The sequence below is a fragment of the Pantoea sp. X-Soil-OKNW-556 genome (assembly GCF_059730695.1).
On sequence record NZ_AP035994.1, the window covers coordinates 31,545 to 58,417 of the forward strand.

The 26,873-nt window shown below is 53.7% G+C and carries 25 protein-coding genes; 7 read left to right on the forward strand and 18 right to left on the reverse strand.

The features are described from left to right. Positions 1-21 precede the first annotated feature (21 nt). From AC6I8T_RS26600 to AC6I8T_RS26615, 4 genes are all read right to left on the reverse strand, one after another. Complete coding sequence (locus tag AC6I8T_RS26600) at positions 22-594, reverse strand: flavodoxin (RefSeq protein WP_497834864.1); 573 nt, start codon at positions 592-594, stop codon at positions 22-24. A gap of 303 nt (positions 595-897) precedes the next feature. Then, positions 898-2,115, reverse strand: a complete 1,218-nt coding sequence (locus tag AC6I8T_RS26605) for an OprD family outer membrane porin (protein ID WP_235056546.1) — start codon at positions 2,113-2,115, stop codon at positions 898-900. Positions 2,116-2,390: 275 nt separating this feature from the next. Then, entirely contained in the window at positions 2,391-3,038 is a 648-nt protein-coding gene (locus AC6I8T_RS26610) for an NAD(P)H-binding protein (RefSeq protein WP_497834865.1), read from the reverse strand. 14 nt (positions 3,039-3,052) lie between these two features. After that, on the reverse strand, positions 3,053-4,006 hold the full coding sequence (locus tag AC6I8T_RS26615) for a LysR family transcriptional regulator (protein ID WP_021182272.1): 954 nt from the start codon (positions 4,004-4,006) through the stop codon (positions 3,053-3,055). Positions 4,007-4,149: 143 nt separating this feature from the next. Here AC6I8T_RS26615 and AC6I8T_RS26620 point away from each other — a divergent pair, with 143 nt between their 5' ends. Further along, positions 4,150-4,440 (forward strand): DUF1330 domain-containing protein, encoded by a 291-nt coding sequence (locus tag AC6I8T_RS26620; protein ID WP_497834866.1) that lies wholly within the window; start codon positions 4,150-4,152, stop codon positions 4,438-4,440. 50 nt (positions 4,441-4,490) lie between these two features. Further along, complete coding sequence (locus AC6I8T_RS26625) at positions 4,491-5,015, forward strand: NAD(P)H-dependent oxidoreductase (RefSeq protein WP_497834867.1); 525 nt, start codon at positions 4,491-4,493, stop codon at positions 5,013-5,015. A 43-nt stretch (positions 5,016-5,058) separates the two neighbouring features. Here the strand turns inward: AC6I8T_RS26625 and AC6I8T_RS26630 are convergent, their stop codons facing one another. Together AC6I8T_RS26630 and AC6I8T_RS26635 are read right to left on the reverse strand one after the other, a co-directional pair. Next, the gene (locus AC6I8T_RS26630) at positions 5,059-6,414 is read right to left on the reverse strand and encodes an MFS transporter (RefSeq protein WP_208727211.1); all 1,356 of its coding nucleotides are present in this window, start codon (positions 6,412-6,414) and stop codon (positions 5,059-5,061) included. A 166-nt stretch (positions 6,415-6,580) separates the two neighbouring features. Next, on the reverse strand, positions 6,581-7,549 hold the full coding sequence (locus AC6I8T_RS26635; RefSeq protein ID WP_021182276.1) for an AraC family transcriptional regulator: 969 nt from the start codon (positions 7,547-7,549) through the stop codon (positions 6,581-6,583). Positions 7,550-7,728: 179 nt separating this feature from the next. Between AC6I8T_RS26635 and AC6I8T_RS26640 the strand changes: the two genes are divergently transcribed. Next, positions 7,729-8,919 carry an MFS transporter gene (locus tag AC6I8T_RS26640; RefSeq protein WP_244634114.1) on the forward strand — a complete coding sequence of 397 codons (1,191 nt, stop codon included), beginning with the start codon at positions 7,729-7,731 and terminating at the stop codon, positions 8,917-8,919. Between the two features lie 17 nt (positions 8,920-8,936). Here the strand turns inward: AC6I8T_RS26640 and AC6I8T_RS26645 are convergent, their stop codons facing one another. The 7 genes from AC6I8T_RS26645 to AC6I8T_RS26675 all read right to left on the reverse strand — a co-directional run bounded on the left by AC6I8T_RS26645 (position 8,937) and on the right by AC6I8T_RS26675 (position 16,346). Next, the gene (locus AC6I8T_RS26645; RefSeq protein WP_208727215.1) at positions 8,937-10,193 is read right to left on the reverse strand and encodes a chloride channel protein; all 1,257 of its coding nucleotides are present in this window, start codon (positions 10,191-10,193) and stop codon (positions 8,937-8,939) included. Positions 10,194-10,304: 111 nt separating this feature from the next. Then, positions 10,305-10,520, reverse strand: coding sequence for a hypothetical protein (locus AC6I8T_RS26650; RefSeq protein WP_208727217.1), 216 nt, complete (start codon positions 10,518-10,520; stop codon positions 10,305-10,307). Between the two features lie 173 nt (positions 10,521-10,693). Next, complete coding sequence (locus AC6I8T_RS26655) at positions 10,694-11,092, reverse strand: (R)-mandelonitrile lyase (protein ID WP_208727219.1); 399 nt, start codon at positions 11,090-11,092, stop codon at positions 10,694-10,696. 144 nt (positions 11,093-11,236) lie between these two features. Then, entirely contained in the window at positions 11,237-14,380 is a 3,144-nt protein-coding gene (locus tag AC6I8T_RS26660) for an efflux RND transporter permease subunit (RefSeq protein ID WP_497833078.1), read from the reverse strand. Further along, positions 14,380-15,540, reverse strand: coding sequence for an efflux RND transporter periplasmic adaptor subunit (locus tag AC6I8T_RS26665; RefSeq protein ID WP_208727223.1), 1,161 nt, complete (start codon positions 15,538-15,540; stop codon positions 14,380-14,382). Before AC6I8T_RS26665 ends, AC6I8T_RS26660 begins: the two co-directional genes overlap by 1 nt. A gap of 36 nt (positions 15,541-15,576) precedes the next feature. After that, positions 15,577-15,927, reverse strand: coding sequence for a helix-turn-helix domain-containing protein (locus AC6I8T_RS26670; RefSeq protein ID WP_208727225.1), 351 nt, complete (start codon positions 15,925-15,927; stop codon positions 15,577-15,579). Positions 15,928-16,091: 164 nt separating this feature from the next. Further along, on the reverse strand, positions 16,092-16,346 hold the full coding sequence (locus tag AC6I8T_RS26675) for a YdgH/BhsA/McbA-like domain containing protein (protein WP_208727227.1): 255 nt from the start codon (positions 16,344-16,346) through the stop codon (positions 16,092-16,094). A gap of 281 nt (positions 16,347-16,627) precedes the next feature. Here AC6I8T_RS26675 and AC6I8T_RS26680 point away from each other — a divergent pair, with 281 nt between their 5' ends. Further along, positions 16,628-17,521, forward strand: a complete 894-nt coding sequence (locus tag AC6I8T_RS26680) for a LysR family transcriptional regulator (protein WP_497834868.1) — start codon at positions 16,628-16,630, stop codon at positions 17,519-17,521. A gap of 36 nt (positions 17,522-17,557) precedes the next feature. On the opposite strand, the gene AC6I8T_RS26685 is transcribed toward AC6I8T_RS26680, so the two are convergent. Beyond that, positions 17,558-18,613, reverse strand: a complete 1,056-nt coding sequence (locus AC6I8T_RS26685; RefSeq protein WP_497834869.1) for an NAD(P)-dependent alcohol dehydrogenase — start codon at positions 18,611-18,613, stop codon at positions 17,558-17,560. Between the two features lie 24 nt (positions 18,614-18,637). Beyond that, positions 18,638-19,294 (reverse strand): carboxymuconolactone decarboxylase family protein, encoded by a 657-nt coding sequence (locus tag AC6I8T_RS26690; protein WP_497834870.1) that lies wholly within the window; start codon positions 19,292-19,294, stop codon positions 18,638-18,640. Positions 19,295-19,613: 319 nt separating this feature from the next. Between AC6I8T_RS26690 and AC6I8T_RS26695 the strand changes: the two genes are divergently transcribed. The 3 genes from AC6I8T_RS26695 (at position 19,614) to AC6I8T_RS26705 (ending at position 22,576) form a co-directional block, all read left to right on the forward strand. Further along, complete coding sequence (locus AC6I8T_RS26695) at positions 19,614-20,885, forward strand: NTP/NDP exchange transporter (protein WP_497834871.1); 1,272 nt, start codon at positions 19,614-19,616, stop codon at positions 20,883-20,885. A 50-nt stretch (positions 20,886-20,935) separates the two neighbouring features. After that, positions 20,936-21,610, forward strand: coding sequence for an NADPH-dependent F420 reductase (locus AC6I8T_RS26700; protein ID WP_497834872.1), 675 nt, complete (start codon positions 20,936-20,938; stop codon positions 21,608-21,610). Between the two features lie 138 nt (positions 21,611-21,748). Then, positions 21,749-22,576 carry an SDR family oxidoreductase gene (locus tag AC6I8T_RS26705; protein WP_208727237.1) on the forward strand — a complete coding sequence of 276 codons (828 nt, stop codon included), beginning with the start codon at positions 21,749-21,751 and terminating at the stop codon, positions 22,574-22,576. Positions 22,577-22,579: 3 nt separating this feature from the next. On the opposite strand, the gene AC6I8T_RS26710 is transcribed toward AC6I8T_RS26705, so the two are convergent. The 3 genes from AC6I8T_RS26710 to AC6I8T_RS26720 are packed head-to-tail and all read right to left on the reverse strand — an operon-like array spanning position 22,580 to position 26,698. After that, complete coding sequence (locus AC6I8T_RS26710) at positions 22,580-23,407, reverse strand: PRD domain-containing protein (protein ID WP_497834873.1); 828 nt, start codon at positions 23,405-23,407, stop codon at positions 22,580-22,582. 22 nt (positions 23,408-23,429) lie between these two features. Beyond that, positions 23,430-24,896: a glycoside hydrolase family 1 protein gene (locus AC6I8T_RS26715; protein ID WP_208727240.1), complete on the reverse strand. Its 1,467-nt coding sequence runs from the start codon at positions 24,894-24,896 to the stop codon at positions 23,430-23,432. Beyond that, positions 24,893-26,698, reverse strand: coding sequence for a beta-glucoside-specific PTS transporter subunit IIABC (locus AC6I8T_RS26720; RefSeq protein WP_497834874.1), 1,806 nt, complete (start codon positions 26,696-26,698; stop codon positions 24,893-24,895). Before AC6I8T_RS26720 ends, AC6I8T_RS26715 begins: the two co-directional genes overlap by 4 nt. Positions 26,699-26,873: the final 175 nt, after the last annotated feature.

The following is a 26,873-nucleotide window of genomic DNA, read 5'->3' on the forward strand; positions in this document are numbered from 1 at the left end:
AGAAAATCGTAGCGGCGCGATTTATCGCGCTGCTACCAACCAGTCGAGGGTTTTTTCCATGGTCTGGCGTTCCTGATCGGCCTGCATAATAAAAGGCGCAAGGAGATGGGCAGCCGGCGCTGATTTTTCCAGCACGGCCAGACTGTCCCCGATGCCATAACCACCATGCGTGATAAACGGAACAATCGTTATTCCCGAGAAATCATGACGCGTTAAAAAAGAACGGACGATGGCAGGCAAACTCATTCCCCAGATTGGATAGCCAAGGTAGATGGTTTTATAACGTTCTATCTCAGCCAGATCATGCAGCAATGGCGGATTAAATCCGTTTTTGCGTTCATCGCTTGCCTGTTCAACCATCTGGAGATAATCAGCCGGGTAGGGTGTTTGCGGCAGGATTTCATGTAGATCGGCTTGCAGGGCGCGCTGAAGAATCCCGGCAATCACCCGCGTGTTGCCGCTGCGTGAATGATAAGCCACCAGCGAATCCGACTGACCGGTGATGATTGCCGCTGCGGCTGGCTGCGTCAGCAGGGAAATACCCGCGAGAAAAGGCAGTAGCTCCCTGCGAGACAGGTTAATGTTATCGTCCATACGACCTCATCATAATTTATCCAACTCAAACAACCTTAAAGGTTAATCTGCGCGGATAAATACACGATTTGCGGCATTATTGATGAACGAAAATCATAGGCCTTATTTTATATTTGGCTGCGAGTGTGACGATTGGTGGGAAAATGGCTGCACACGGCTTACTGCTTTTCAGTCAAGGCACCTTCTGTAGCGGCGCGATTTATCACGCGAATTGCAGGCCCGCGCGAAAAATCGCACCGCTAAGAATGCATGCCAACACGCTGACTTCAGACAACCATTACAGCACGCGGCTACCTTTTTAAATCAGAGAATCGAGAACGGATATTCAACAAATACGCGTACTTCATTACCGCCGACATTATAATCAGCAGCGTCTGAGGAGACGCGCAGTGAAGAGAAGCGCAGCTTCACTTTCAGGTCTTTAGCGGCACCATCAGGCACCTTGTACTGCACCTGATTAAAGAATTCATGTTCGTGCCCATTATCGGTGGCCGAGGTTTTGATATTGTCACCACGTACATAAGCAACGTCATAGCTCAGACCGTTAATGCCGACACCACTCAGGTCGATCGAGTAAGCAACCTGCCACGAACGCTCGTCCTCGCCATTAAAGTCAGACCAGTAAGAGTTCGCCAGCCAGATGGTGCTGCCGCCATCACCGACGCCGCCCTGATTGCGGTAGCCGCCATAATGGTAACCGGTGCTGCCGCTGCTTTGCTGATAAGCCACCTTGAAGGTATGAATATCAAAGGTATAGCTTGCCGCCAGACTCCAGATGGTATTGCTGCGGCCAGTGTCGAGTTGATTGGCGTATTCCTGATTCAGGCGCGAATTATAGCCGTTGAAGTCGAGGCCAAAGGATTGATTGTCTGCCAGCGGCGTTTTGTAATTCAGGCCAAGGTATTGCTTATTAATCACGTCTTCGACATTGGAAGCGTAAAAGGCACCGCTCAATTGATCGGTAAACTGATAACTGGCACCGGCAAAACTCAGCGATTTCAGGCCGGTATCATGGCTGTCGTCGCTTTTCTGTTGTTCATCGGTAAAGTAACCGGCGGTGACGTTTAATCCGGCCACTTCCTGCGAGTTCAGCATAAAACCGGTATAAGTTTCATCCAGCAGACGCGAGTCATCTGCTGTCAGGATCGGCAGCATCGGGCGCTGAGTACCGTAGCTGAGCACGGTATTGGAAAAGCGCATTTTGGCGGTGGCGCCAAATTTCGCCAGATCAGATTTGGCTTTGCCATCGTTATCCTGAGCAAAGAAATCGATACCACCTGCGCCGCTACGGCCGCGACCGCCATCCAGTCTGACAGCATATTGCGCCAGACCATCAACGCCAAAACCTACCGGTCCCTGAGTAAACCCGGAAGAAAAGTTGGCAATGATGCCCTGTCCCCACTCACGACGAGTGCGAACACCTTCGTCTTTATAATCCCTGTTGATATACGCATTGCGTAAAAGTACATCAAGATGACTGTCTTCAAGGAAGCCGTTTGATTCCTGAGCCGCAGCGGCCATTCCAGAGAGGCCAATTAATGATGCCACCAGTGAAAGTTTGAATATCTTTTTCACGTTATGTCTGCCTTATAAATTCGATATTATTTTGTTAATGCTGAAAGTGCGCGCGGGATATTAACATTTTACGCTTCGTGAAAATGGGCTCATTTTTATCGATTTATGCGGTTTTATTACGGTCAAATAATGACGTGGCGTGACGATATTATTCGCGAGTATTGATGCCTGCTGCCGAATATAAAGGGAACAGGCATACCTGAAGGGGCAATCAGGGGTTGTCAGTGGCGATCAGACTTGACCAGCAGGTCTGAGGTAAGCACCACCAGGCCATTGGCCGTCGGTACGGTGTTGACCAGTGCTCGCGCCACTGCCCGTGCTGACACCGGGCGGTAAGCGCCGGGCAGGAGGGGGGCGAAGAGTCTGGCAATCGGGCTGGCAATGATTTCGCCCAGTCGCCGCGGTTGTTGCAGATGCGCCCGCGAACCGAGCAGCAGCGAGGGTTGGGCAATCACCAGCGCGGTGAAATCCATCGCTTTCAGCGCATCCTCCAGTTCTCCTTTCACCCGGTTATAGAAAATAGCAGATTTTGCATTGGCAGCGGCAGCGCTGACCAATCCTACCCGCCGTGCGCCTGCCGCTCTGGCGACCGCCAGATTGGCCTCGAAGTCGACAGCACGAAACGCGGCCTGGCTGCCAGCGACTTTAATGGTGGTGCCCAGCGCCAGATAGACTTCATCCGTCGGTGGTAGCGCAGGTAACTGGCTAAAATCCACAACATGGACCTCAAGTTTTGGGTGTTGAAGGGGTAATGGCCGACGGCTGAGAGCATGCACTGCCGAGACGGTCGGGTCGGCCAGCAGGGCCTCAAGGATCAATCCCCCCACCAGGCCGGTGGCACCGGCCAGTAGTACTGTTCTTGTGGACATGGCGTAATGCTCCTTTAGCCGCGAAACTGTTCAAGTTCTTCATAATTAATAGTCAATTTCCGGTCATCCCGGAAGGCGTTCAGCAGGTAATCAACGACAACCTTAACGCGTGGAGCAATCAAGGCGCGATGGGGATATTGAATCACCATCTCGTAATTGCCGGGGTCATGCTGACCATAAAGTACGATTTTGAGCTTGCCGGATTGTAAGTGGTCGAAGGCGTTGTGAACACCGACCTGAGCAATGCCGTAATCCAGTAACGCAGCATCGACCAGGGCTTCGGGGGCGGAAACCGTCAGGATGTTCCCTTCCGGCTCCAGAACTGAGTAGCTGCCGTCCTGGTTCCTGAATCCCCACGGTGAAACCCGTCCCCCGAGGAAGCGTCGGGTGATCAATCTGTGGTTGCTTAACGCTTGTGGATTGGCAGGGATACCATAACGATCGAGATAGGCGGGCGAGGCGACCAGAACCATGTTCATACGGCAGACTGAACGAGAAACCAGTGAAGAATCAACGATTCGGCCGCCCCTGACCGCCAGGTCATAACCCTCTTTGATGATATCCGTGACTCTGTCATCAAAGTCCATTTCTACCGTCAACGCGGGGTATTGCTCGGTCATGCCTGGCAGCACGGGCAGAATGTGGATGCGGCCAAAAGCGGAACTGGTTGAAATCCTGACGTGCCCGCTGATTTGCGCCTTCTGTGCCACCAGCGTATCAACTGCACCCTCAAGTGCGTTCAGGGCAATGCGCGCCTGATGGATAAACGCGTTGCCTTCTTCAGTCAGCGTCAGGCGGCGCGTTGTCCTGTTAAGCAGGCGCACCCCAAGCGCCTGCTCCAGACCGGCAATATTTTTACTCACAGCGGCAGTGCTGATCCCAAGCTGCCGGGCACAGGCGGCAAAACTGCCCTTATCCACTGTTTCCACAAAGGTGAGGATGGCACGGACATGGCGTGAAATCTCCAACCTACTCTCCCATAATGCGATTAATAACCTTAAGTTAACTCAAGTTCAACCACGGGTGTAGTTCAGGTTAATAATATTATTTTTTATACTTCCCCACGTCGTACCGCCTTCCCCTGAATATGCTTGCTATCTGGAGAGTTCCTATGAAACCCGCCTTCATTATTTTTACTTTTACCGTGACCGATCCTGAAGGGATGAAACCCTACCTGGCAAAGGTGGCAGAAACACTGAAAACCTTTAATGCACAACTCCTGGTACAGGGGGCCGAAAGTTTCTGTCTGGAAGGAACCGCACCAGAAGGGAAAACGGTGATTGTGCGCTTTGCCGACCTTGAAACCGCCAAAGCCTGGTATTACTCGCCAGCCTATCAGGCAATTCTTCCTTATCGCCTGACGTCAGCCATTACCCATAGCTGGATTGTTGAAGGTGTGTAATTTCACTCTCAGAAAATGTGTTAATTAATTCAGACTGCAAGAGATACCCAATGAAAACATTCATTATCGTTTCACATCCGTATAAACAACGCTCTCATGTGATTAAAGCACTTGAGCATACCGCTGAAGCACAACCTAATGTCGTGGTACGTAACTTAGACGATATTTACGGTGATGATGTCACCGCTTTCGATATTGTACTGGAGCAATCTTTCTATGCCGATGCTGAACGAGTGGTGTTTATTTTCCCCATTCACTGGTTCAATCTCACGCCAATGCTTAAGGCTTATTTAAATGAGGTCTGGACCTATGGCTGGGCATTTGGTCCGGAAGGCAATGCGCTAAAAAATAAGCAATTGTTGGTGGTTGCTTCGGCCGGTGCCAGTGAATTTACTTATTCTCATGCCGGTTTGATTAACAGCACTTTCGCAGAAGTGATGACGCCGATGAAAGCGACAGCGCTGTATTGTGGTATGCACTACCAATCGCCTCTTTCCTTCTATGGTGTGGCGGGTGCAGGTCCCGATAAAATTGCGGAATACCAGGATGTGTTAGCGCAGAAATTGCGTGCCTGATGCGAAAAGGGCCGGATCTGTATTCCGGCCCCGTCGTATCGCGTTAAGCAGGCAAACGTGTTCGGCTGATCATCCACCAAATCAGTGACATCAGCATCGCCATCGCAGCAATCAATTTTAGTCCGGTAATCAGGTTCTCATCACCGGCGTAGCTAATCAGCAGGCCAAAGACCGCCACCCCCATGACGCCACCCATCTGCCGCGCGCAGGAGAAGAGTGCTGAGGCAGATCCGGCTTCCTCATTGGATGCCTGAGAAAAGATCAGGTTTGCTACCCCGGGCATCGCCAGGGAGGTTCCGGCCCCCAGCAACATCATCGGCAGGAACAATTGCCAGGCGCTCCAGTCCGGCTTTATGAATAACAGCAGCGCGAAACCGACACAGCTCACCAGACTGCCCAGGCAGGACAGCCAGCGGAGGCGAAAACGTCTGCTGAGCTTACTACTGCTGAAATTCACCACGGCGGTGAACAGCATCATCGGCAAAAATGCCAGACCGGTCTGCAACGCGGTCAGCTTCAGCTCGCTCTGGAAAAAGATACTGAAAATGAAGACGGCACCGTAAAACACCATGTTACACACAAAGCCGATGATCACGCTGCTGACGATCAGTTTATTGCGTAGCACGGATGGCATCACCACCGGATCGGCGGATCGCTTCTCGTGCAGCACAAATCCCACCAACGCGAGCAGCCCGACCAGCAAAGCGGATAAGGTGATCGGGCTTCGCCAGCCGAAACGGGCGGATTCTGTCAGGGCAAAGGTCAACAGGCCGAGGGCGAGTACAATCAACACCTGACTGGAGAGATGAATTTTCCGCTGAAAACGCGGGCTGACAGGGGCAAATCGTAACGTGAAGTACACGCTCACCAGGCCGACAGGCACGTTGATGAGGAAAATACTTTTCCACCCCAACAACTTAATCAGCAAGCCACCGACAACCGGGCCTGCGGCCAGCGCGAAGCTGCCAGATGCAGCCCACATGGCAATCGCCCCGGCGCGCGCGTGAGCATCTGAAAAATATTGGCGCAGCAAGGTTAGTGAGCTGGGAACCAGCAGCGCAGCGCCCACTCCCTGAATGCCACGGGCGGTATCCAGCCAATATATGCTGGGTGCAAAGGCGCAACTGAGTGAAGCGCCGATGAAAATCAAAATCCCGGCGATAAAAACGTTTCTGACCCCAAAGCGATCGCCCAGGGTGCCAGCCCCCAACAGCAACGCAGCAAACAGCAGGGAATAGGCATTCATCACCCATTCAAGATCGCTGATTCCGGCATCGAAATGATGGCGGAGCACCTCCAGGCCGACGTTAACGATACTGACATCCAACTGGACCAGAACAAAACCCAGACATACGGCGGCGGTGAATAACCGGTCCCGGCCTGTTTTATTTATAAGCATGATAATTCCACAGATAACCGGGCCAACATCGGTTGGCCCCTGAGCGATGATGAAACAGAGAAAACACCACCTGATAAACCCGGTCAGGTCAGCGTTGGGGGAGGATATTAGCGCGCGGTGATGGGATTATTAATAATCAGAAATCCACATTTGTTTGGTAAAAGTCTCATTCCTGCTTATCAGATGCAGCATGTTTATCCCTGAAGGAGGACAGTCGATACAGCGGTCCATCGCGCGATGCAGCCCGATGCGCGGAAGGCGAGACACCGTAAACCCGCCGGAAGACGGTGCTGAAGGTGCTTTCAGCGGCATAGCCCAGGCGAAACGCCAGATGCTTGATCGGTTCGGTGCTAAGTCGGAGGGCCTTGCTGGCGAGCTGCATTCTCCAGTGGGTGACATAATTCAGGGGCGATGTCCCGGTCGTTTCAGTGAAACGACGGGCAAAACCGGCACGCGACAGGCCGGCAATTGCGGCGAGCTCCATCAGTTGCCAGCTTTTGGCCGGTTCCGCATGAATTGCCGTTACCGCCCGCATGATCCGTGCGTCCTGCAAGGCGCCGATCCAGCCATGCAACTGTGCCTCCTCTGAAAATAACCAACTACGAAACCCTTCGATCATCACCAGATGCATCAAATGGTTGCCCGCCAGCGCCGAACCGGGGCGATTTGACTGGCTTTCATCATGCAGCCTGGTCATCAGCCAGTTAAGTGTGGAGGAGGACTCAGAAGTGGAATGCAGAGGAATCACCACCGGCAAAACGTTGAGAAGTTGTTCAGCGGAAACCGGATCAATCTCCATTTTTCCTGCCAGCAACAGGCTGTCTTCACCGCCATAATCGGCCAGGCCATTTTTTCTCACATAAGGCACGCTTTCTGATGAGACAGGCAGCAGTGCCGGGTCGGAGGCCATGATAAAAGGTGCGGATCGCGTAATAATGACCCCGTCACCCGGCGACAGCGCTCGCCAGTGATTCTCTGCCTCCAGACGAAACCAAATTTTTCCCTGCCGGACCGCCATAAATTTCATGCCGGAAAAGCCAGGGTAACGCATCGACCAACAGGGGCCGGTGGTCTGCCCGGTGGTCACATAACTTTGTGCCGACAGCAGTTGAAGCACATCAGACAGCAGGTCCATAAGACTTTCACCAAAAAAAGAGTCCCATTAGATTAGCAAAAGACTCATCAGCAAGCGCCTGGCTATTGATGATTTTACTTCATAACACCATTGGCTTTTAACGGCTTAATTTCACGATGGATGTTTGCTAAAAAGGCCGATTATCCAGCCATTTTCCGTTATGAACAGAAGGAGAACGCGTGACTAAACTGGCACCCTCAGTGGGGATGTCCCAAAGCCTGACCCTGTTATTCTCCATTGCTGGCGGTATGGCGGTGGGCAACCTGTATTGGGTACAGCCGCTGCTGCACGACATCGGTGATGCCTTCCATATCTTGCCGGGCCATGCGGGTTTGTTGGTGACGCTGACCCAGATTGGCTATGCCGTGGGTGTGATGTTGATTGTCCCCCTTGGCGATAGTCACAATCGCCGCCGCCTGATCCCGGCGATGATGGCGGTTTCCGCGCTTGCGCTGCTCGCCAGTGCGCTTTCTCCCTCCTTTGCTTTCCTGCTTGTCTCGCTGTTTTTGGTGGGTCTTACCACGGTGACGGGGCAACTGCTGATTCCACTGGCAGGTGACCTGGCGGCAGACAACCAGCGGGGCAGGATCGTCGGGACGGTGGTGTCAGGGGTGTTGACTGGCATTCTTGCGTCACGCACCGTCAGTGGGCTGGTGGCCGATGCATTTGGCTGGCGGGCTATTTATCTCTTTGCTGCGGTGATGACGCTGGTGTTGGCCGCGATCTTATGGCGTGCTCTGCCCGGTGATCGGCCACGTCAGGCGGGTTCATACCTGCAACTGTTGAGCTCCGTGGTGACGGTGGTGCGGCAGCATCCCACCGTGCAGGTGACACTGATATTAGGTGCCCTCGGTTTTTCGGTTTTTACGCTGTTCTGGACCGGACTGACGTTTTTACTCAGCGCGCCCCCGTTTGGATTTAGCGCCAGCCAGATTGGTCTGGTCGGCCTTGTGGGACTGGCCGGTGCGCTGGCGGCACGACGTGCCGGGCGCTTGCACGATCGGGGATGGTCGGTCGGTGCGACAGGGGCTGCGCTACTGCTGGTGATGGTTTCACTGATCATCGCGGAGGCCGGTGCAACATCCATCATCGCGATTCTGGTGGCGGTGTTATTGCTGGATGTGGCGATTCAGGCGATCAACGTACTTAATCAAACCCGGTTGTTCGCGGTGGACGCACAGGCCCGCAGTCGTCTGAATACGGCTTTTGTGGTCAGCAACTTTATCGGTGGGGCGATCGGTTCTGCGCTTGCCGGTACATTATGGCAACTGGGTGGCTGGTCAGGCATCACCACCGGGGAGATGATGCTGACCGCCTGCGCGCTGCTGATCTGGCTGGCACAACGCAGGCGGCTCAGGGGATTAAGTTAGGGCAGGGCGATGTTAGATTAACGCTGCGTTTTCTCCAGTACCCGGCAGGTGATCACCGCACCTGCGGCACACAGCAGGGCGGGGACAAAATAGTCATGGTTCATATGGGTAAACTCCATCACCAGCGTTACGGCGGTCAGCGGCATTTGCATCGAGGCGGCGAGGAAGGCGGCGCCGCCCACCAGCGCAAAGCTGCCGATGTCGCCACCGGGGAACATCAGTTGCCAGAGTACGCAGAGCAGCAGGCTGAGCAGACCACCGACCGTCAGACCAGGGGTCAGTAACCCGCCTTCGGCACCACCGCGTAACACCGCCAGAATCACCACCATTTTTAAACCTAATAACCACGCCGCATGGTGAAAATTGATGCTGTCGCTCAGCGCCAGTTGCATGGGGCCTTTGCCGTTACCTGGTAGTTCCGGGAACCAGAGGCTGAGAACAGCCAGCAGGGAAAATGCCAGCAAACAGAATACGGGCATCTGCCAGTTGTCTTTCACCTCGGCGCGGGCGGCACCGGTGGTTTTACGGAACAACCACGCACCAGCTCCCAACACCGGGCCAGCAACAATCGCCCATGCCAGAAATGACGGAGACAGGACACCAGAGGCAAAGTGATATTGTGATTCATTGCCCAAACCCAGCGTGGCGGTCCAGGCAGCGATGGCCGAAGTGATAATCGCCGCCAGCGTTTTCTCCCAACTGAATGACAGCAACAACACTTCGAGGGTAAACAGCGCACCAGCCAGCGGCACGTTATAGACGGCAGCCAGACCGGCACCGGCACCACAGGCTATCAGCGTGCGCGCCTCATCAGCCGCTAATCCGAGTCGACGGGCCATAAAGCCGCCTGCCAGCGCCCCCATTTCACGCGGGGCAACTTCGCGCCCCAGCGGTGATCCTAAGGCAACGGTGACAATTTGCAGCAGTGCGTGCAGGGTGGTGGTGCCTGGCGGCATCGGTGTGGCGTTGGATGAAACGGCGGCTTTGATAGAAACACGTTTGCGTCCATAGCGCCCCAGTAACCACCAGCCACAACCCGCCACCAGGCCGCCGGTGATAATCGCGGCCAGACGCCGCAAGTGATCGGCATCGGTCACGCCCTGGAGAAAGGATTCGGGACTGATGATGCGGTCCATGCTGTAACCAAATGCGAGATGCTGAATGCTGTGCAAGATCATGGCGAGAAGCATCCCCGCCAGACCGGCGAGGAATCCGGTCATCACCACAGCGACCAGACGTATTAGCGGCTTCGTTTCGCCAACAGGATGAGTCATTACCTGGCGTCCTTGAAGAATTGAAGACGCAAAGATAACAGGAACTTAGTAAATATTTCGTCTATCAAGACCAATCTGCCAGCGCGCAGACACGTCTGAAGGGGGGGATGCTCAGGGATCGAGAGATTCAGGGATGCTGATTTTTTTGAGTTTTATCATGAATCGATCGCCCTCTTTTTTAATCTTTGCTCCCCGCTCACACCAGTAATCAGAGAGGGCAAAAAAGTCATCGCTGCTGATATCAAAATCAATGATGACTTCTTTATGTTCACCGCTCAGTAGCTTGTCGTTAACGTCACGAATTGAGGTCGCTTTTACGCTTTTCATCTCGTTCCCCGGATTTTAGAAAACAGATCGTAGCGGCGCGAGTTATCGCGCCGCTACGAGTACGTGCAAACACTACGCTTTTTTTAGCACAGTTTTTTGGCCGCTTCGGAAAATTCGGAGTAAACCACGCGAAATGTTAAGCGCCGCGGCAGCTTAACGGCTGAGCGTAACGGTTACTTTTGGTACTGTTCGTCGGTGACTTTTTCCATCCAGTCAACCGGGCTGCCATTCAGGGATTCGGCAATCGCAATATGCGTCATGGCATTGTCAGGTGTAGCGCCATGCCAGTGCTTCACCCCTTCCGGGATAAAGACGATGTCACCCTGATTCATTACCACCGTTTCTTCACCTTCGCACTGAATCCAGCCCTGGCCGTGGGTGATGATCAGCGTTTGTCCGAACGGGTGGGTATGCCAGGCGGTACGCGCGCCCGGTTCGAAAGTGACCGTCGCGCCACCGACACGCGCTGACTCCGTACCGCTGAAGGGGGCATCGATCCTCACCGTACCGGTGAAATACTCTTCCGGGCCTTTACGTGATGGAACGGAGCCGTTAGCGATAATTTTCAACATGTGATGTTCCTCTTTTGTCGTTCATGAGTGATGCAATCACTCTAGCAAAGGCGGTGTTAAGTGATTAGATAGCGTAATGCGATTAAACCTATGAGCATTGCTCATGAGTTCCGCCCAGCCAGAGATACTGACTGGGCGGGACGATTACACGAGGATGTCCTCTTCGTCCTCATCGTCGCGGGGCTTGCCGCCAAAGCGGTTACGCACCACCACAAAGAACACCGGGACAAAATAGATAGCCAGCAGGGTTGCCGCCACCATCCCGCCGATTACCCCGGTGCCGACGGCATTCTGTGCACCGGAACCGGCACCAGAACTCAGTGCCAGCGGCAGTACACCGAGAATAAACGCCAGCGATGTCATCAGAATCGGACGCAGGCGCATACGGGCCGCTTCCAGCGTGGCTTCCACCACGCCTTTACCTTCTTTCTCGATCTGGTCTTTGGCGAATTCTACGATCAGGATGGCGTTCTTCGCCGACAGACCGATGGTGGTTAACAGGCCAACCACGAAGTAAACATCGTTATTCAGCCCACGCAGCATGGTAGCGACCAGCGCACCAAACACGCCAAGCGGCACCACCAGCATCACCGAGAACGGAATCGACCAGCTCTCGTACAGCGCCGCCAGGCACAGGAACACCACAATCAATGACAGGGCGTACAGCGCCGGTGCCTGTTCGCCGGTCATGCGTTCCTGGTACGACATGCCCGTCCAGTCAAAGCCGACGCCAGGTGGCAGTTGTTTCGCCAGTTGTTCCATCAGCGCCATCGCTTCGCCCGAACTTTTACCCGGTGCCGGCTGACCGAGAATTTCCAGGGAAGACAGGCCGTTATAACGTTCCAGACGCGGTGAGCCGTAAACCCACTCGGCTGTCGAGAAGCTGGCAAACGGCACCATCTTGCCGTTGCTGGCGCGCACGTACCAGTTATCCATATCTTTTGGCATCATGCGATACGGCGCGTCGCTCATCACGTAGACCTTTTTCACCCTGCCGTGGTCAATGAAGTCGTTAACATAACTGCCGCCCCAGGCGCTGCTCAGGGTGGTATTGATGTCGGACAGATCGACGCCCAGTGCGGTGGCTTTCTCCTGGTCAATGTTGACTTTGTACTGCGGGCTGTCTTCCATGCCGTTCGGACGCACCGCCACCAGCGTATCGGGATGCTGGCGTGCCAGATCCAGCAGCTGGTTACGTGCGGCGACCAGTTTGTCATGCCCCAAACTGCCCTGGTCAATCAACTCAAAGTCAAAACCGGTCGCGTTACCCAGCGCAATGATCGGCGGCAGGTTAAAGGCCACCACATTGGCATCCATGATTTTGCTGAACGCTTTAGCGGCACGGCTGACAATACCGTCAACTTTGTTCTCTTCACCCGGACGCTGTGACCAGTCCTTCAGGCCGATAAAGGCGATCCCCACGTTCTGGCCCCGTCCGGCAAAGCCGAAGCCGTTGACCGTCAGCACGTTCTCAACGTTGCTTTTCTCGTTGTTCAGGTAGTAATCATTGACCTGATCCAGCACTGCCTGGGTACGTTCCTGGGTAGCACCGGCCGGCAGGATGGCCTGGGTGGCGAGCACCCCCTGATCTTCCGACGGCAGGAACGAGGTGGGCAGGCGCATAAACAGCACCGCCATCCCGGCGACCAGTACACCGTAAATCACCAGATAGCGCCCGCTCTTGTTCAGCATACGCGCCACAGAACCGGTGTAATGATGTGCACTTTGCTCAAACTTGCGGTTAAACCAGCCGAACAGCCCGCGATGTTGCCCGTGGCTACCGGGTTTAACCGGCTTCAGGATGGTGACACACAGCGCCGGAGTGAGGATCAACGCCACCAGCACCGAGAGCGCCATCGCGGAAACAATGGTGATGGAGAACTGGCGATAGATTACCCCGGTACTGCCGCCAAAGAACGCCATCGGCACAAACACCGCCGACAACACCAGCGCAATGCCGACCAGCGCCCCCTGAATTTGCCCCATCGATTTACGGGTGGCGGCCTTCGGTTTCAGGCCCTCCTCAGCCATCACGCGCTCGACGTTCTCCACCACCACGATGGCGTCATCCACCAGCAAACCGATCGCCAGCACCATGCCGAACATGGTCAGGGTGTTAATCGAGTAACCGAAGGCAGCGAGGATGCCAAAGGTACCCAGCAGCACCACCGGTACGGCAATGGTCGGGATCAGCGTGGCGCGGAAACTCTGCAAAAACAGGTACATCACCAGGAACACCAGCACGATGGCTTCAAACAGCGTTTTCACTACCTCGTGGATCGAGATACTGATAAACGGCGTGGTGTCGTAGGGATAGACCACCTTCAGTCCCTGCGGGAAGTAAGGTTTCAATTCATTAATTTTCGCGCGGATAGCATTGGCGGTATCCAGCGCGTTAGCGCCTGCCGCCAGCTGAATACCCAATGCTGACGCCGGTTTGCCATTGATTTTAACCACAAAGTTATAGTTCTCACCGCCGCGCTCGATCCGCGCCACATCATGCAGACGCACCTGCGAGCCGTCGCTGTTCACTTTCAGCAGGATGTTGCCAAACTCTTCCGGCGAGGTGAGTCGGGTCTGGGCAATGATCGAGGCGTTAAGCTGCTGACCTTTTACCGGCGGCGCGCCACCAAGTTGACCGGCGGCAATCTGCGCATTCTGGGTTTCAATCATGCTCATCACATCCACCGGCGTCAGCTGGTAGTTGTTCAGCTTGTTGGGATCGAGCCAGATACGCATCGCGTACTGCGAACCAAACAGCGTGGTATCCCCCACCCCGTTGATACGGCTGATGGGATCTTTCAGGTTAGCCGCCACGTAATCGGCAATATCTTCCATGCTCATGCGGCCGGTTTCATCGACGAATCCGGGCACCAGGAAGAACACGCTGGAGGATTTGCGCACGGTGATGCCCTGCTGCTGCACTTCCTGCGGCAGCAGGGGGGTGGCGAGCTGCAACTTGTTCTGCACCTGCACCTGAGCGATATCCGGGTCAGTGCCGTTCTCAAACGACAGCGTCAGCTGAAGCGTGCCGGATGAATCGCTGGTGGAGGACATATACATCAGGCCATCCAGCCCGCTCATGTTCTGCTCAATCACCTGGGTCACGGTGTTCTGCAACGTGGTGGCATCCGCACCTGGATAGGTGGCACGGATTTGCACTGAGGTGGGCGCAACGTCCGGGTATTGCTCCACTGGCAGTTTCAGGATCGAAATTCCCCCGGCCAGCATGATGATAATTGCCAGCACCCAGGCAAAGATCGGGCGGTCAATAAAGAATCTGGACATCAGTCGGCGGTTCCTGTGGGCGAAGGGGCGGTGAGAGGTTTAACGGTCATACCGGGTTGGGCACGTTGAATGCCGGAGACAATCACGCGTTCGCCGGATTGCAGACCGCCAGTCACGCGCCATTTGTCACCTGCGGTCTGCGAGACGCTGATGGTGCGCACTTCTACCTTGTTAGCGCTGTCAACCACCAGCGCGGTGGCGTCACCGCGCGGCGTACGGGTCACCGCCTGCTGTGGGATCAGCAATGCATTGGGATCGGTGCCTTCATCCAGGCGGGCACGGACAAACATACCGGGCAGCAACGCGTGATCCGGGTTGGGGACAATAGCGCGTAGGGTGATGGAGCCGGTAGTTTGGTCAACGGTGACATCAGAAAATGCCAGCGTGCCACTATGGGGATAGACAGAGCCATCGCCAAGGATCACGCTGACCACCGCTTTACCGGCATTCTGATGCAAACGACCGGAGGCCAGTTCCTGTTGCAGACGCAGGAAATCCTGGCTCGACTGGGTGACATCGACGTACAGCGGGTCCAGTTGTTGCACGGTAGCCAGCGCATCGCTTTGCGCATCCTGCACCAGCGCACCTTCAGTCACCGATGAACGCCCGATACGGCCACTGATCGGCGAGGTAATAGTGCTCCAGGCGAGGTTGATACGGGCGGTTTCCAGTGCGGCATTGGCTGCATCCACGGCGGCACGCGTCTGGGCGGCGGTGGCCTGTGCCTGGTCATAATCCTGACGGCTGATGTAATTTGTCCCGGTCAGCGAGCGATAGCGATTCAGGGTCACCTGTGCCATGCGCGCGTTGGCTTCCGCTTCATTCACGGCTGCCCTGGCATTGTTGTAGCTGGCGCGGAAAGGGGCAGGATCGATCTGGTACAGCGTCTGACCGGCCACCACATCGCTGCCCTCGGTGAAGGCGCGTTTTAAAATTATGCCTGACACCTGTGGGCGAACTTCTGCTACACGGAATGCCGAGGTACGTCCGGGGAGTTCTGTGGACACGGGCAGTGACTGGGTAGCCAGAGTCTGGACCTGCACCTCGGGTGCGCTCTGCACTTCGGCAGCTTTTCCGGCTGAATCATCACATCCTGTTAAATTTAAAATGACGAACGCGCATAGCAAAGCCAGAGGCTTAAGTGCCACGTTATGGGGCATTGTTATTTTCTCCCGGAAACCGGTAATGACGATGAGTTAAACCAGAAAATTTAAATGATGTGTTTGTAAACGCCGCCAGGTTGCGGGTGGCACATGGTATTTTCTGGCAAAAGAGCGGGTAAATGACTGCTGGGAGTCGTAACCATATTTAACGGAAATATCAATGACTGTTTCACGGCTTTGAATCAAATCAAGCGCGGCCATTTCCAGCTTTTTATCACGAATATAATTGCCTAAGCTGATATTCATAATGCGCTGAAACATTCTTTGTAAGTGCCATTTTGAATAGCCTGATCGCTGAGCAACGTCTTCTATCTTAAGAGGGCGGCGAATATTTTCGTCAATCCACGCAATTAAGTCATGGATGATAACTTCGTGTCGATCCATTTCTTTTGCACCTTATTAATAAAATTAAGGTTAGAGATGAAGGAAGACGAAATAAATCACAAGCGAAACGGGCAGTGAACACACCAACAAATCGTATGCACAGCAGGGCTAAGAATATCGGGCAGTGAGCTTGTTCAGGGATATTTCGTCTTTAGAAGGGGGGGTTATTTATAAATCTCCGCCACACCATAAAGTTTATTTTCACCACCGGCGGCGATGATTTTCATCGAGGTGGCACCTTCCGCCTCGGCTTTGTCAGCAAGTTTGTTGGTCAGGCCATCAAGCGAATAAGCACCAGACGCAGAAACAACACCGACTTTTTGTTTGCCAGCGGCATCATTGATGACATCGACGGCAAAGGCGCTTTGAACCGCAAAGACGCTGGCCAGAGCAAAGGCGGAAGCAATTAACGTTTTCATGGAAACCTCACATAATCATAAAGGGAATAACGAACTACGGAATAATAGTATCATTACAAATTACACTTTATTAGCGGCTAAAAATTTATAACCGTTATGAGATGCATTCATTAATCACGCTACAAAAGGTTAAGTATCGGCACGGAATCTGGCTTAGAACATGACACCCATCACACGCGATGAGTTTTTTCTGGTCAACTCGTGAGTAACTCACATATATTTCAGTTTATGTATCGCCGTCAAGGCCTGAGCCTGACAAAAGATGACAAAGAGGCACACTGATGCTCAGGGAAAATTTTAACGACCTCATCTATCTGGTGATGGTGGCGCGCGAGCAGAGTTTTACCCGCGCCGCCGCCAAACTCGGGGTGTCGCAATCGGCGTTGAGCCACTCCATTCGGGGACTGGAAGAACGGCTCAATACACGATTATTAACCCGTACCACCCGCAGTGTGGCCCCCACCGAAGCCGGTGAGCGGTTAATTCAAAATGTTGGGCCAATGATCGCCGATATCGAAAAGGCCCTGCTGCAATTGTCCGACGAACAGGGAAAACCCTCCGGCAATATTCGTATTACCGCGGGAGAGCATGCGCTGGCATCGACACTCTGGCCGCTGTTGAAACCCTTTTTACAAGCCTATCCACAAGTCAACGTTGAATTATCCGTCGACAATACCTTAACGGATATTGTCAGTGGCCGGTTTGATGCCGGGGTTCGCCTGGGTGAACAGGTTGAAAAAGATATGGTGGCGGTCAGGATTGGTCCCGACTGGCGCATGGTGGTGGTGGCAGCACCGGAATATTTTGTCCAACATGGTATGCCTGAGACGCCGTATGAACTCCAGAACCATAACTGCATCAATATGCGTTTACCCACTCTGGGTGGCATCTACAGTTGGGAATTCCATAAAGATGGCAAAGAGATTCGGGTAAAAGTGGAAGGGCAGCTAATTTTTAATAACCTTGCCTCGCGTGTTGATGCGGCTTTAACCGGGATGGGTGTGGCCTATGTGCCGGAAGATTGCGTGCGAAAATACATTGACGAGGGAAGGCTCCAGATTGCGCTGGATGACTGGTGTGCACCTTTTGCCGGATATTATCTTTACTACCCCAGTCGCAAACAACATACGGCTGCGTTTTCAAAATTGATTGAAGCGGTGCGCTATCAGGCGTAACGCGAAAGGGCAGTGGCTCGCCACTGCCCTTGTTTCTTAAGACTTCAGCGAAGCAATATCGATAACAAAACGATATTTCACATCGCTTTTTAACATCCGTTGCCACGCATCATTAATATCTTGCATGTTGATCATTTCGACGTCTGACGTGATGCCATGCTCGCCGCAGAAATTCATCATCTCCTGCGTTTCCGCAATCCCGCCAATCACCGAACCGGCGACAGATTTACGGCCCAACACCAGCGGGGCGCTATTCAGTACCGGGTCCAGTTCGCCCAGGTAGCCCACCAGTACCAGGGTGCCGTTCAGCGCCAGGGTAGGGATATAAGGTTTCAAATCATGGACATACGGCACAGTATCAATAATCAGATCGAACTGGTTATACACCGCCTTCATCTGCGCATCGTCGGTGGAAATCACGATATGTTCAGCACCGAGACGGCGGGCATCTTCCGATTTATTCGGTGAGCGGCTGAACAGGGTCACATCTGCCCCCAGCGCTTTGGCGAATTTCAGCGCCATATGCCCCAGGCCGCCAAGACCGACCACGGCAACTTTGCTGCCCGGTCCCACATTCCAGTGACGCAGTGGCGACCAGGTGGTGATGCCGGCGCACAGCAGAGGCGCCGCGCTTTTCAGATCCAGACCTTCTGGCACTTTGACCACGAATTTTTCCGTGACCACGATTTTGTCGGAGTAGCCACCATAGGTCGGCATCTGGTCATGACGATCAAGGTCGTTATAGGTGAGGGTATTCCCTTCTTCGCAGTACTGCTCAAGCCCCTGTTCACAGGCGCTGCAATGCTGACAGGAATCCACCATACAACCCACGCCGACATGATCGCCAACGCTGAATTTGGTCACGGCTTTACCCACATGCGTGACACGACCAATAATTTCGTGGCCTGGCACCATCGGGTATTTGGCCCCGCCCCAATCGTTGTAAGCGTTGTGAATATCGGAGTGGCAAACACCGCTGTAAAGGATCTCAATGACAACATCATTGTCACGCGGATCGCGACGCACAAAATTATGCGGCACCAAATCTTCTTTGGCGGCAAAAGCGGCATAGCCTTTTACATTTAACGTCATTCTGTTTCTCCTGAAAGCATTCTATTAACGCGGGCGACTGGCCATCACGTCATCCAGCAGCTGCATGCCGCGTTGGGCTTCATGGCTGACGACGGTGTTGCCGTAGACCACAAACAGGTCTTTCACCTGCTGTTCAGTCAGCCCGACATTGAGACCACCACCAATGTGTGATTTCAGTTGCGATTCCACACCGCCAAGGCCGGTGAGCGCGGCGATAGTGGCGATTTCCCGATCCGGTAAGCCGAGATTGTCGCGGGCAATCACATCAGCAAAAAGATGTTCTTGCAGGAACTGGTTAATTTCAGGCCAAAATTCGATGAAATTGCCTTTCTCAGCTTTCAAAACCCGTCCTGCAATGAGCGTCTGAATATCAGACCCTACTTCAGTCCGTGATTTATCCTGCGGTGCCGGGGAAGGGGCTTTACCGACAGGATCGTTGATGCCTTGTTCTGCGCGCTGTTTAATCACGCTCATAAAAGTTGTAATGCCATTCAGGCTTCTGGGAAAGCCACAGTAGGCATACATTTGCAGCAACACTTCTTTTATTTCATTGATGGTCAGACCGCTGTCTAACCCTGCGTTGAGTGCCTGAGAAAGTGCGGGTAAATCACCTTTGGCGGTCCAGGCCGCAATGGGAATAATGGCCCGCTGGGTGGCATTGAGTGATGCTGTTGTATTCATATTGATATTGCCTTTATCACCTGACGCATAGATAAGTCGTGACGTTGCTGTCAGCAGTCACGCGCCCTTCACCTTAGAATAAAAATCCGCAGGAATCAGCCCGTTATTACCGGTTTATGCTGAATGACGTTATGAATTGAACTCATCATTAATGCCGCAAAATGCTAATCCAACAAGGCTTAATTTCCGCAATTCTACCGTAGCGGCGCGATTTATCGCGCTATTACCTTGCGCGATAAATCGCGCTGCTACGGATTCGCGTAAATATTATGCACTTTAAAATATCTTCTGGTGAAATACGACATTCGGGTGACGATGAATGTGTTTTGATAAATATTATCAATTTTTAAATGTCAGGCCGAAAGAGCTGAAAACGCTGGCATGGTCGATGTTGTATGTCTTTTCTTTATTTGTTGCTTATTATCTTTTGCGCCCGGTACGTGACGAGTTAGGTGTGGCGGGAGGGGTGAATAATCTTCCCTGGTTGTTCAGCGGTACGCTCGCTGCGATGTTGCTATTGACACCGTTATTTTCTTTTCTGGTAAAACGCTATCAGCGAATAACCGTCATCAGGATCAGCTACCATTTTTTTGCCAGCAATTTGCTGCTGTTTTTCATGTTGCTACTCCCTGCGTTCAGTGAATATCGTATCTGGACTGGCCGGTTTTTCTTTATCTGGTTATCGGTATTCAACCTGTTTGTCGTTTCCCTGTTTTGGTCATTGATCGTTGATATTTTTACCTCCGAACAGGGGATGCGGCTATTTGGTATCCTTTCTGCTGGGGCGACACTGGGGGCGCTAATCGGGTCTTCTCTGACGCTGATTTCAGTGGAGCGTATTGACCAGCGCGGCCTGGTGTTGCTGGCGTTTCTGCTGTTGGAAATCAGTCTGCTATCGGCTCAGCGGGCTGCTGCGCACAGTACAAATTTTGCCGGAAAAAAAACGGAACGTCCTGTTGGGGGATCGGTGCTCGCCGGGATCACCCACACGCTGCGTTCGCCTTACCTCTCCGGTATCGCCCTGTTTATGATGCTGTATAGTCTGACCTCCACCTTTCTCTATTTTGAGCAGGCGTCGATTGCAGCAAATGCCTTTTCTGACCGTGCCTCGCGCACCGCGTTTTTCGCCACCATCGATTTGTGGGTCAATCTGCTCACCTTCATCGCACAGATCTTTTTCACCTCACGGGCGTTGAAAGGATTGGGTGTCTCCCTGACCCTCGCCATTTTACCGCTGGTAACACTCGCGGGATTTTCGCTGCTGCTGGCATTTCCTTCTCTGATGATTTTTGTCGTATTCCAGGTTGCACGCCGCATCAGTAACTTCGCTTTCGCCCGACCCGGCAGAGAAATTTTATTGACCCGTGTGGCGAAAGAAGAACGTTATAAGTCGAAAAATTTCATCGATACGGTGGTGTATCGTCTCGGCGATCAGATGGGAAGCTGGAGTTATGCCGGGCTGATGGGATTTGCCGGGAGTTCCGGCCTGCTGGCGTATATTGCGATCCCTTTGTCTCTCGTCTGGTTGGCGCTGTCGGTCTGGCTGGGCCGTCAATCACCTTTAATTTCCCTCAACTCAGGAGCTGACTAATGTCCCTCTCACGACGTCAATTGATCAAGTTAGCCGCAATTACAGGAGCAATGAGTATGACAGGTAAGGCGATAGCTATCAGTACCGGCCAATCGTTGAAAATTGGTGTGATCGGTGCGGGCTGGCTGGGAGGAACAGTGGCTAAGCTGTGGGTGAAAGCCGGGCATCAGGTGATGTTCTCCACCCGGCATCTGGATGAGTTGCAACGCGAGATCGCGCCCTTAGGTGCCAATGCCAGCGTAGGGACACCGGCAGAGGCTGCGGCATTTGGCGACATTCTGTTATTCGCCGTCCCGTATGATGCCTTGCCACAACTCGGCCAGCAGCTCGCTGCGGCGATGAAAGGCAAAATCGTGCTGGATGCCTGTAATCCTTCCGGCTGGCAACAGAGCGACCTTGCCAGGGAAGCGAACCAAAATGGGGTGGCGGAAACCAGTCAACGATTGTTGCCCGGCACTCGCTATGTGCGAGCTTTCAGTGCGGTTGACGCCACTGCCATTGAGGCATCCGCCAGTGCCAGCGCGGCGAACAAGTTAGGTGTGCCGATCGCCAGTGATGATGCTGAGGCATTGAAGGCAGTGGCGAAGCTGGTTGAGGATGTCGGTTCGGTTCCGGTGATCACCGGGAATCTGGCGAGTGCCAGAAGTTTCCAACGCGGTGGCCCTGGTTTTCGGGCGAATACCAACGCTCCGGCGCTACGCGCTATTCTGCATGTGGATGTGTAGCGACGCGATTTATCGCGCAGATTTATGATCGCCACTCATAAACTCATGCTGATTATCTCTAAAGTCATTGCACGTCGGAACGATTATATTTTCCCCATCGACATTGTTGGTGAAACATAACTTACCTTCGGAGTGACTATGAAAGACGTGATTGTGGTGATTGGTGCGGGTTCAATCGGGCAGGCGATTGCTCGCCGGGTCAGCCAGGGCAAAACGGTGTTGCTGGCGGACCTGCGTGCTGAAAACACCGAAGCGGCAGCGAAAGTGCTACGCGATGCCGGTTTCGTGGTATCCACCAGTCAGGTGGATGTCTCGTCGCGCGACTCCATTCAGGCGTTGGTGAAAACGGCTACGGCGCTAGGCGCGGTAAAAGGGGTGATCAACGCGGCTGGGGTGTCGCCTTCACAGGCCTCATCTAAAACGATTTTAAACGTCGACCTTTATGGTACGGCGGTGATCCTTGAAGAATTCGGTCAGGTTATTGCTGAAGGTGGTTCGGGTATTATTATCGCCTCCCAGTCCGGTCACCGCCTGCCGCCGCTCAGCGTAGAGCAGAATGAAGCGCTGGCGACCACGCCCACGGAAGACCTGCTGGCGCTGCCGTTTTTGCAGGAAGACACCATCACCGATCCGCTGCTGGCGTACCAATATTCAAAACGCGGCAATGCGCTGCGCGTGATGGCCGAAGCGGTGAAATGGGGCAAACGCGGTGCGCGCGTCAATACCATTAGCCCTGGCATCATCTATACCCCGTTGGCAAATGATGAGCTGTCCGGACCACGCGGCGCAGGATACCGCAATATGCTGGAACGATCCCCGGTTGGTCGCGGCGGCACGCCGGATGAAGTGGGCGCGCTGGCGGCTTTGCTGATGGGACCGGAAGGTACCTTTATCACCGGCAGTGATTTCCTGATGGATGGTGGCGTGACAGCTTCATACTGGTATGGCGATCTAAAACCAGCCTGATTATCAGTGGCTTAATCGACTGATATGCATACTCAGCCAGGTGAGTTCTTCCCTGGGGAGTGAAAGCTGATATTTCTCCTGAATATAGTCGCGAATCGTCCAGGCGACGGACATGGCTTCAGGGTGGAATTTCAGCAGCTCCTGATAGAAGTCCTCGCCGGCTCCGGTACTGATTTTGCCCGCCAGGATACGCTCCGCGAAATAGCGCAAATGTGTAATAAAACGGTTGTAGTTAATCGACGTGACATCGATCGACCGGTTTAATTTGTAACGCACAATCTCGGCGATACGATTCACCAGCTGTACCTGCTGGTGAGCCGTGTCCTGACCTGCACTGCCCGAGGCATTAATCAGATGAAAAGCGATGTGTACTGCCTCATCTTCACCCAGTGCCAGCTTAAAGCGTGCTTCCACCATCGCTCTGGCCTGTAAACCAATGGCGTACTCTTTCTGGTAATAACGCTGCACTTCCCAGCTCAGTTTATTGGCGATCACCTGACCCGCGCGGGCGCGTTCGGCGGCGAACCACAGATGCTCCGCCAGCGTAAAAAACAGCACCGAGTGCAGTTTTTCGCTGTACTGCGCCTGCGCCAGGGCAATGATGTCATGGGTAATATCAAACCAGGCAACGGGTATGGTATTGGTCAGCGAGAAATAGTGGCGCGACTTGAGATGTTCCAGCGGGATAAACACCTGCTCAATCCCTGCCGCGTTCACCTGGGTGCCGGGTCTGGCGCCAAAGCCAATCCCTTTACCAAACAGAATCATCTCCTGCTGGTCATGTTCCACCAGCAGCATGCTGTTGTTCAGCGATTTCTTCACGGTAATCACGTCAATACCCGTCCCTGTGTTGTTAATTCAGGTCGCTGCCGTTGGTAGCAATGACCTTCTGATACCACCAGAACGAGTCTTTGCGCAGGCGTGCCAGCGTGCCGTTGCCTTCATCATCCTGATCGACATAGATAAAACCATAGCGTTTGGTCATTTGTGAGGTGCCTGCGCTGATGATATCAATGGTGCCCCAACTGGTGTAACCCATCAGCTCGACACCTTCATGTACCGCCTCGCGCATTTGTTCAAAGTGAGAACGGAAATAGTCGATGCGGTAACTGTCGTGAATTTTTCCGTCTTCAACCACATCTTTGCAGCCAAGACCATTTTCCACAATAAACAGCGGCTTGCGATAGCGATCATACAGCTCCAGCAGCGAAATCTTCAGTCCCACCGGATCAATCTGCCATCCCCAGTCGGAGGCCGGTAAGTAAGGATTCTTCACCCCCAGCACAGTATTTCCGGCGGTACGTTCGGCGTCCGGTTGGGTCGATTCGGTCATCGACATGTAATAACTGAAGGAGACGAAATCAACGGTGTGCTGCCGCAGGATGTCGAGGTCATCAGCGGCCACCAACAGTTCAATGCCGCGCAGTTCCAGGTCGCGTTTGATCAGCGGTGGATAGTTGCCAAACACCTGAACATCGGCATAGAACAGATTTTCGAGGTTTTTTTTCAGGCTGGCTTGCACATCATCAGGATGGCAGGTGCGCGGATAGGTGGTGAGCTTGGTCAGCATACAACCGACCTGGCTGCCGGGGATTTTGGCATGGCAATCACGCGTCACCAGCGCCGATGCGACAAACTGATGGTGCAGTGCCTGATAAATATCCTGCTTTTCCTGGCCCGGTGCGCATTTCTCTTCACGGATGCCTGCGGTGGTAAACGGATGACGGTGGATGCTGTCAATCTCGTTAAACGTCAGCCAGTAACGCACCAAATCTTTATAACGGTCGAAGCAGACGTTGCTGAAACGAACGAAGGCATCGACCACATTGCGGTGCACCCAGCCGTTATAACGTTCGCTGAGTTTGAGCGGCATCTCATAATGCGACAGTGTCACCAGAGGCTCGATATTTAACCGGCGCATTTCACCAAACAGGCGCTCATAAAACGCTAAACCGGCTTCGTTTGGCGCAGACTCTTCGCCATCGGGGAAGATACGGGACCAGGCAATGGAAACACGTAACACTTTAATCCCCATCTCGGCGAAGAGCGCCAGGTCCTGCGGGTAGTGATGGTAAAAATCGATGCCGCGGCGCTTCGGGTAGAAGGCATCATGAGTGCCATTGAGCGCATCCGCCACATTCTCATCGGTCACCGCCATGTGTGCGGTGAAATCCTTGAGATCCAGATTGGGTTTCCAGTTGATGGCATCCGCTACGGATGGCCCTTTACCGTCCACATTCCAGGCGCCTTCGGCCTGATTAGCCGCAATCGCGGCACCCCATAAAAATCCTCGTGGGAAGGTGGCTTGCGTTACCGTCATAGAGACTCCTTGAACGTCATGATCGGGGAATGAAGGGTGAGTGGGGTGTCAGCAGCGTTAGTGGTGAAGGAAAAACGTTCGCTATTGGTAATAACCATCACAATGACGGGATCAAAACCTGCCGTGTTGATGGCATCAAGGTCGAATTCCACCAGCAGATCACCGGCCTGTATGGTTTGTCCCGCCGTGACGCGCGGATGGAAACCTTTGCCGTTAAGTTTGATGGTGTCGATACCAATATGCAGGATCACTTCTGCCCCCTGAGTCGTCAGCAGGCTTACGGCATGCCCACTGTCAAAAACGTTGCTGATTACTCCATTGGCCGGTGCGAACAGTTTGCCGCTGGTTGGTATCACGGCGATGCCGTCCCCCATTATTCCGGCAGAAAAAACATCGTCTTGCACCTCGGCCAGCGGGATCAATCGCCCTTCAGCCGGCGTAACAAAGTGGTTGAAATCGGTCACCTGAGCGGCTTTTTCCCGCCAGAAAAACAATGTGGCAACAAATGAGATGGCAAATGCCAGACCGGCGCCCAGCAAGGCGTACAGGATATTCCACGGGCTGGTGGGCGAGATAAACATCGAGATACTGGCAAGGCTGGGGCTGACCAGCGCGAAGGCTTCCACCGTCATCCAGCCTAAAAAGCCACCGCCGATCACGCTGGCCGCCATCACCGCGTACAGCGCGGTTTTATTCAGCAGCGTGATGCCGTACAGCGCGGGTTCGGTGATGCCGCACAACGCAGAGATCCCGGCTGAGAGCGCGGTAGACTTCATCATCTTGTCTTTACTGCGCAACGCAATCGCCAGGCAGGCACCCGCTTCGGCAATGTTATGCGCCAGCGAGGCGGGCAGATACAACATCTCACGGGAGAACTGCCCCATTGACGCCACGACATAAGGGATCATTGGTTTATGCATTCCTGCCGCGACCATAAAGGGTAATACCCCGGCCAGCAGAGCGGTGGCGACAAATCCCAGCTTGCTGTACAGCCACAGGATCACCGTCGCCAACCCGGAACCCAGCTCAAAACCGAGTGGCCCGAGGATCAACAGCGTCACTGGCACGGTGACCAGCAGGGATAACATTGGTGACAGGAAAATGCGTAGCGCCGAGGGGGAGTAACGATTGAAGAACCGTTCCGCGCGGGAATAAAACAGTACGCACAAGATGGCGGGGAACACCTGTGAGGCATAGGCGATATTCTTCAGGTCGAAGGAGAACAGCGTGATACCTTCCGCCAGCTGCTTTGACATCATCGGTAGTACCATCACCGACACGGCGGATACCGCGACCAGCACATTCACTTTAAGTTTGTTGGCAGTGGTAATGGCGACCAGAATGGGCAAAAAGTACAGGGGTGCCGAGCCGATATTGTCCAGTATTTTGTAGGTATCGCTGCTGCGCGGCAGCCAACCGAGTAGATCAAGCAGGATCAGCAGTGACTTCAGTACCCCGCCACCCGCGATGGCAGGCACCAGTGGCTGAAAGACGCTAATCACAAAATCTACACAGCGCGCTGCCCAACGGGCTTCACTGTGGCTACCGGTTGCTGGCTGTCCGGCTGCCAGCGCTTTCACTGCGTCATAGATTTCCACCACATCCTTGCCAATGATTACCTGGCATTGCACATTGACGCGTACCCCCAACACGCCGGGAATGGCAGCGAGAGCGGGTTGGTCGATACGCGTATTGTCACGCAGGGTCAGACGCAGTCGGGTGGAGCAGTGTTCAATGTGATCGATATTCCCGGCACCGCCGACATGCGCAATGACGGCTTTCGCTGTGGCTTGATAATCCATATACCACCCTCTTTTTTTGCCAAAAAAAAAGACCTGAAGCCGGCTTCCGATTTGGAAGCGAGCTTCAGGTCTTGCCTGGTTACCCAGTTACACGCCTGTCGACATTTCTAACGTCAGCGGCAAAGTGCTGTCAAAACAATCCCGAGCGGTTAATGATGAATTGTGATGTACACGA

What these genes read in the sequence shown, in the direction of transcription:
- AC6I8T_RS26705 (WP_208727237.1), top strand. Translation starts at nt 21,749, where the DNA reads ATGAAAGACGTGATTGTGGTGATTGGTGCGGGTTCAATCGGGCAGGCG.
- AC6I8T_RS26650 (WP_208727217.1), bottom strand. Translation starts at nt 10,520, where the DNA reads ATGAAAAGCGTAAAAGCGACCTCAATTCGTGACGTTAACGACAAGCTA.
- AC6I8T_RS26680 (WP_497834868.1), top strand. Translation starts at nt 16,628, where the DNA reads ATGCTCAGGGAAAATTTTAACGACCTCATCTATCTGGTGATGGTGGCG.
- AC6I8T_RS26685 (WP_497834869.1), bottom strand. Translation starts at nt 18,613, where the DNA reads ATGACGTTAAATGTAAAAGGCTATGCCGCTTTTGCCGCCAAAGAAGAT.
- AC6I8T_RS26605 (WP_235056546.1), bottom strand. Translation starts at nt 2,115, where the DNA reads ATGGCCGCTGCGGCTCAGGAATCAAACGGCTTCCTTGAAGACAGTCAT.
- AC6I8T_RS26715 (WP_208727240.1), bottom strand. Translation starts at nt 24,896, where the DNA reads ATGACGGTAACGCAAGCCACCTTCCCACGAGGATTTTTATGGGGTGCC.
- AC6I8T_RS26670 (WP_208727225.1), bottom strand. Translation starts at nt 15,927, where the DNA reads ATGGATCGACACGAAGTTATCATCCATGACTTAATTGCGTGGATTGAC.
- AC6I8T_RS26700 (WP_497834872.1), top strand. Translation starts at nt 20,936, where the DNA reads ATGAGTATGACAGGTAAGGCGATAGCTATCAGTACCGGCCAATCGTTG.
- AC6I8T_RS26720 (WP_497834874.1), bottom strand. Translation starts at nt 26,698, where the DNA reads ATGGATTATCAAGCCACAGCGAAAGCCGTCATTGCGCATGTCGGCGGT.
- AC6I8T_RS26665 (WP_208727223.1), bottom strand. Translation starts at nt 15,540, where the DNA reads ATGCCCCATAACGTGGCACTTAAGCCTCTGGCTTTGCTATGCGCGTTC.
- AC6I8T_RS26655 (WP_208727219.1), bottom strand. Translation starts at nt 11,092, where the DNA reads ATGTTGAAAATTATCGCTAACGGCTCCGTTCCATCACGTAAAGGCCCG.
- AC6I8T_RS26645 (WP_208727215.1), bottom strand. Translation starts at nt 10,193, where the DNA reads ATGACTCATCCTGTTGGCGAAACGAAGCCGCTAATACGTCTGGTCGCT.
- AC6I8T_RS26630 (WP_208727211.1), bottom strand. Translation starts at nt 6,414, where the DNA reads ATGCTTATAAATAAAACAGGCCGGGACCGGTTATTCACCGCCGCCGTA.
- AC6I8T_RS26695 (WP_497834871.1), top strand. Translation starts at nt 19,614, where the DNA reads ATGTGTTTTGATAAATATTATCAATTTTTAAATGTCAGGCCGAAAGAG.
- AC6I8T_RS26635 (WP_021182276.1), bottom strand. Translation starts at nt 7,549, where the DNA reads ATGGACCTGCTGTCTGATGTGCTTCAACTGCTGTCGGCACAAAGTTAT.
- AC6I8T_RS26625 (WP_497834867.1), top strand. Translation starts at nt 4,491, where the DNA reads ATGAAAACATTCATTATCGTTTCACATCCGTATAAACAACGCTCTCAT.
- AC6I8T_RS26600 (WP_497834864.1), bottom strand. Translation starts at nt 594, where the DNA reads ATGGACGATAACATTAACCTGTCTCGCAGGGAGCTACTGCCTTTTCTC.
- AC6I8T_RS26610 (WP_497834865.1), bottom strand. Translation starts at nt 3,038, where the DNA reads ATGTCCACAAGAACAGTACTACTGGCCGGTGCCACCGGCCTGGTGGGG.
- AC6I8T_RS26675 (WP_208727227.1), bottom strand. Translation starts at nt 16,346, where the DNA reads ATGAAAACGTTAATTGCTTCCGCCTTTGCTCTGGCCAGCGTCTTTGCG.
- AC6I8T_RS26660 (WP_497833078.1), bottom strand. Translation starts at nt 14,380, where the DNA reads ATGTCCAGATTCTTTATTGACCGCCCGATCTTTGCCTGGGTGCTGGCA.
- AC6I8T_RS26620 (WP_497834866.1), top strand. Translation starts at nt 4,150, where the DNA reads ATGAAACCCGCCTTCATTATTTTTACTTTTACCGTGACCGATCCTGAA.
- AC6I8T_RS26690 (WP_497834870.1), bottom strand. Translation starts at nt 19,294, where the DNA reads ATGAATACAACAGCATCACTCAATGCCACCCAGCGGGCCATTATTCCC.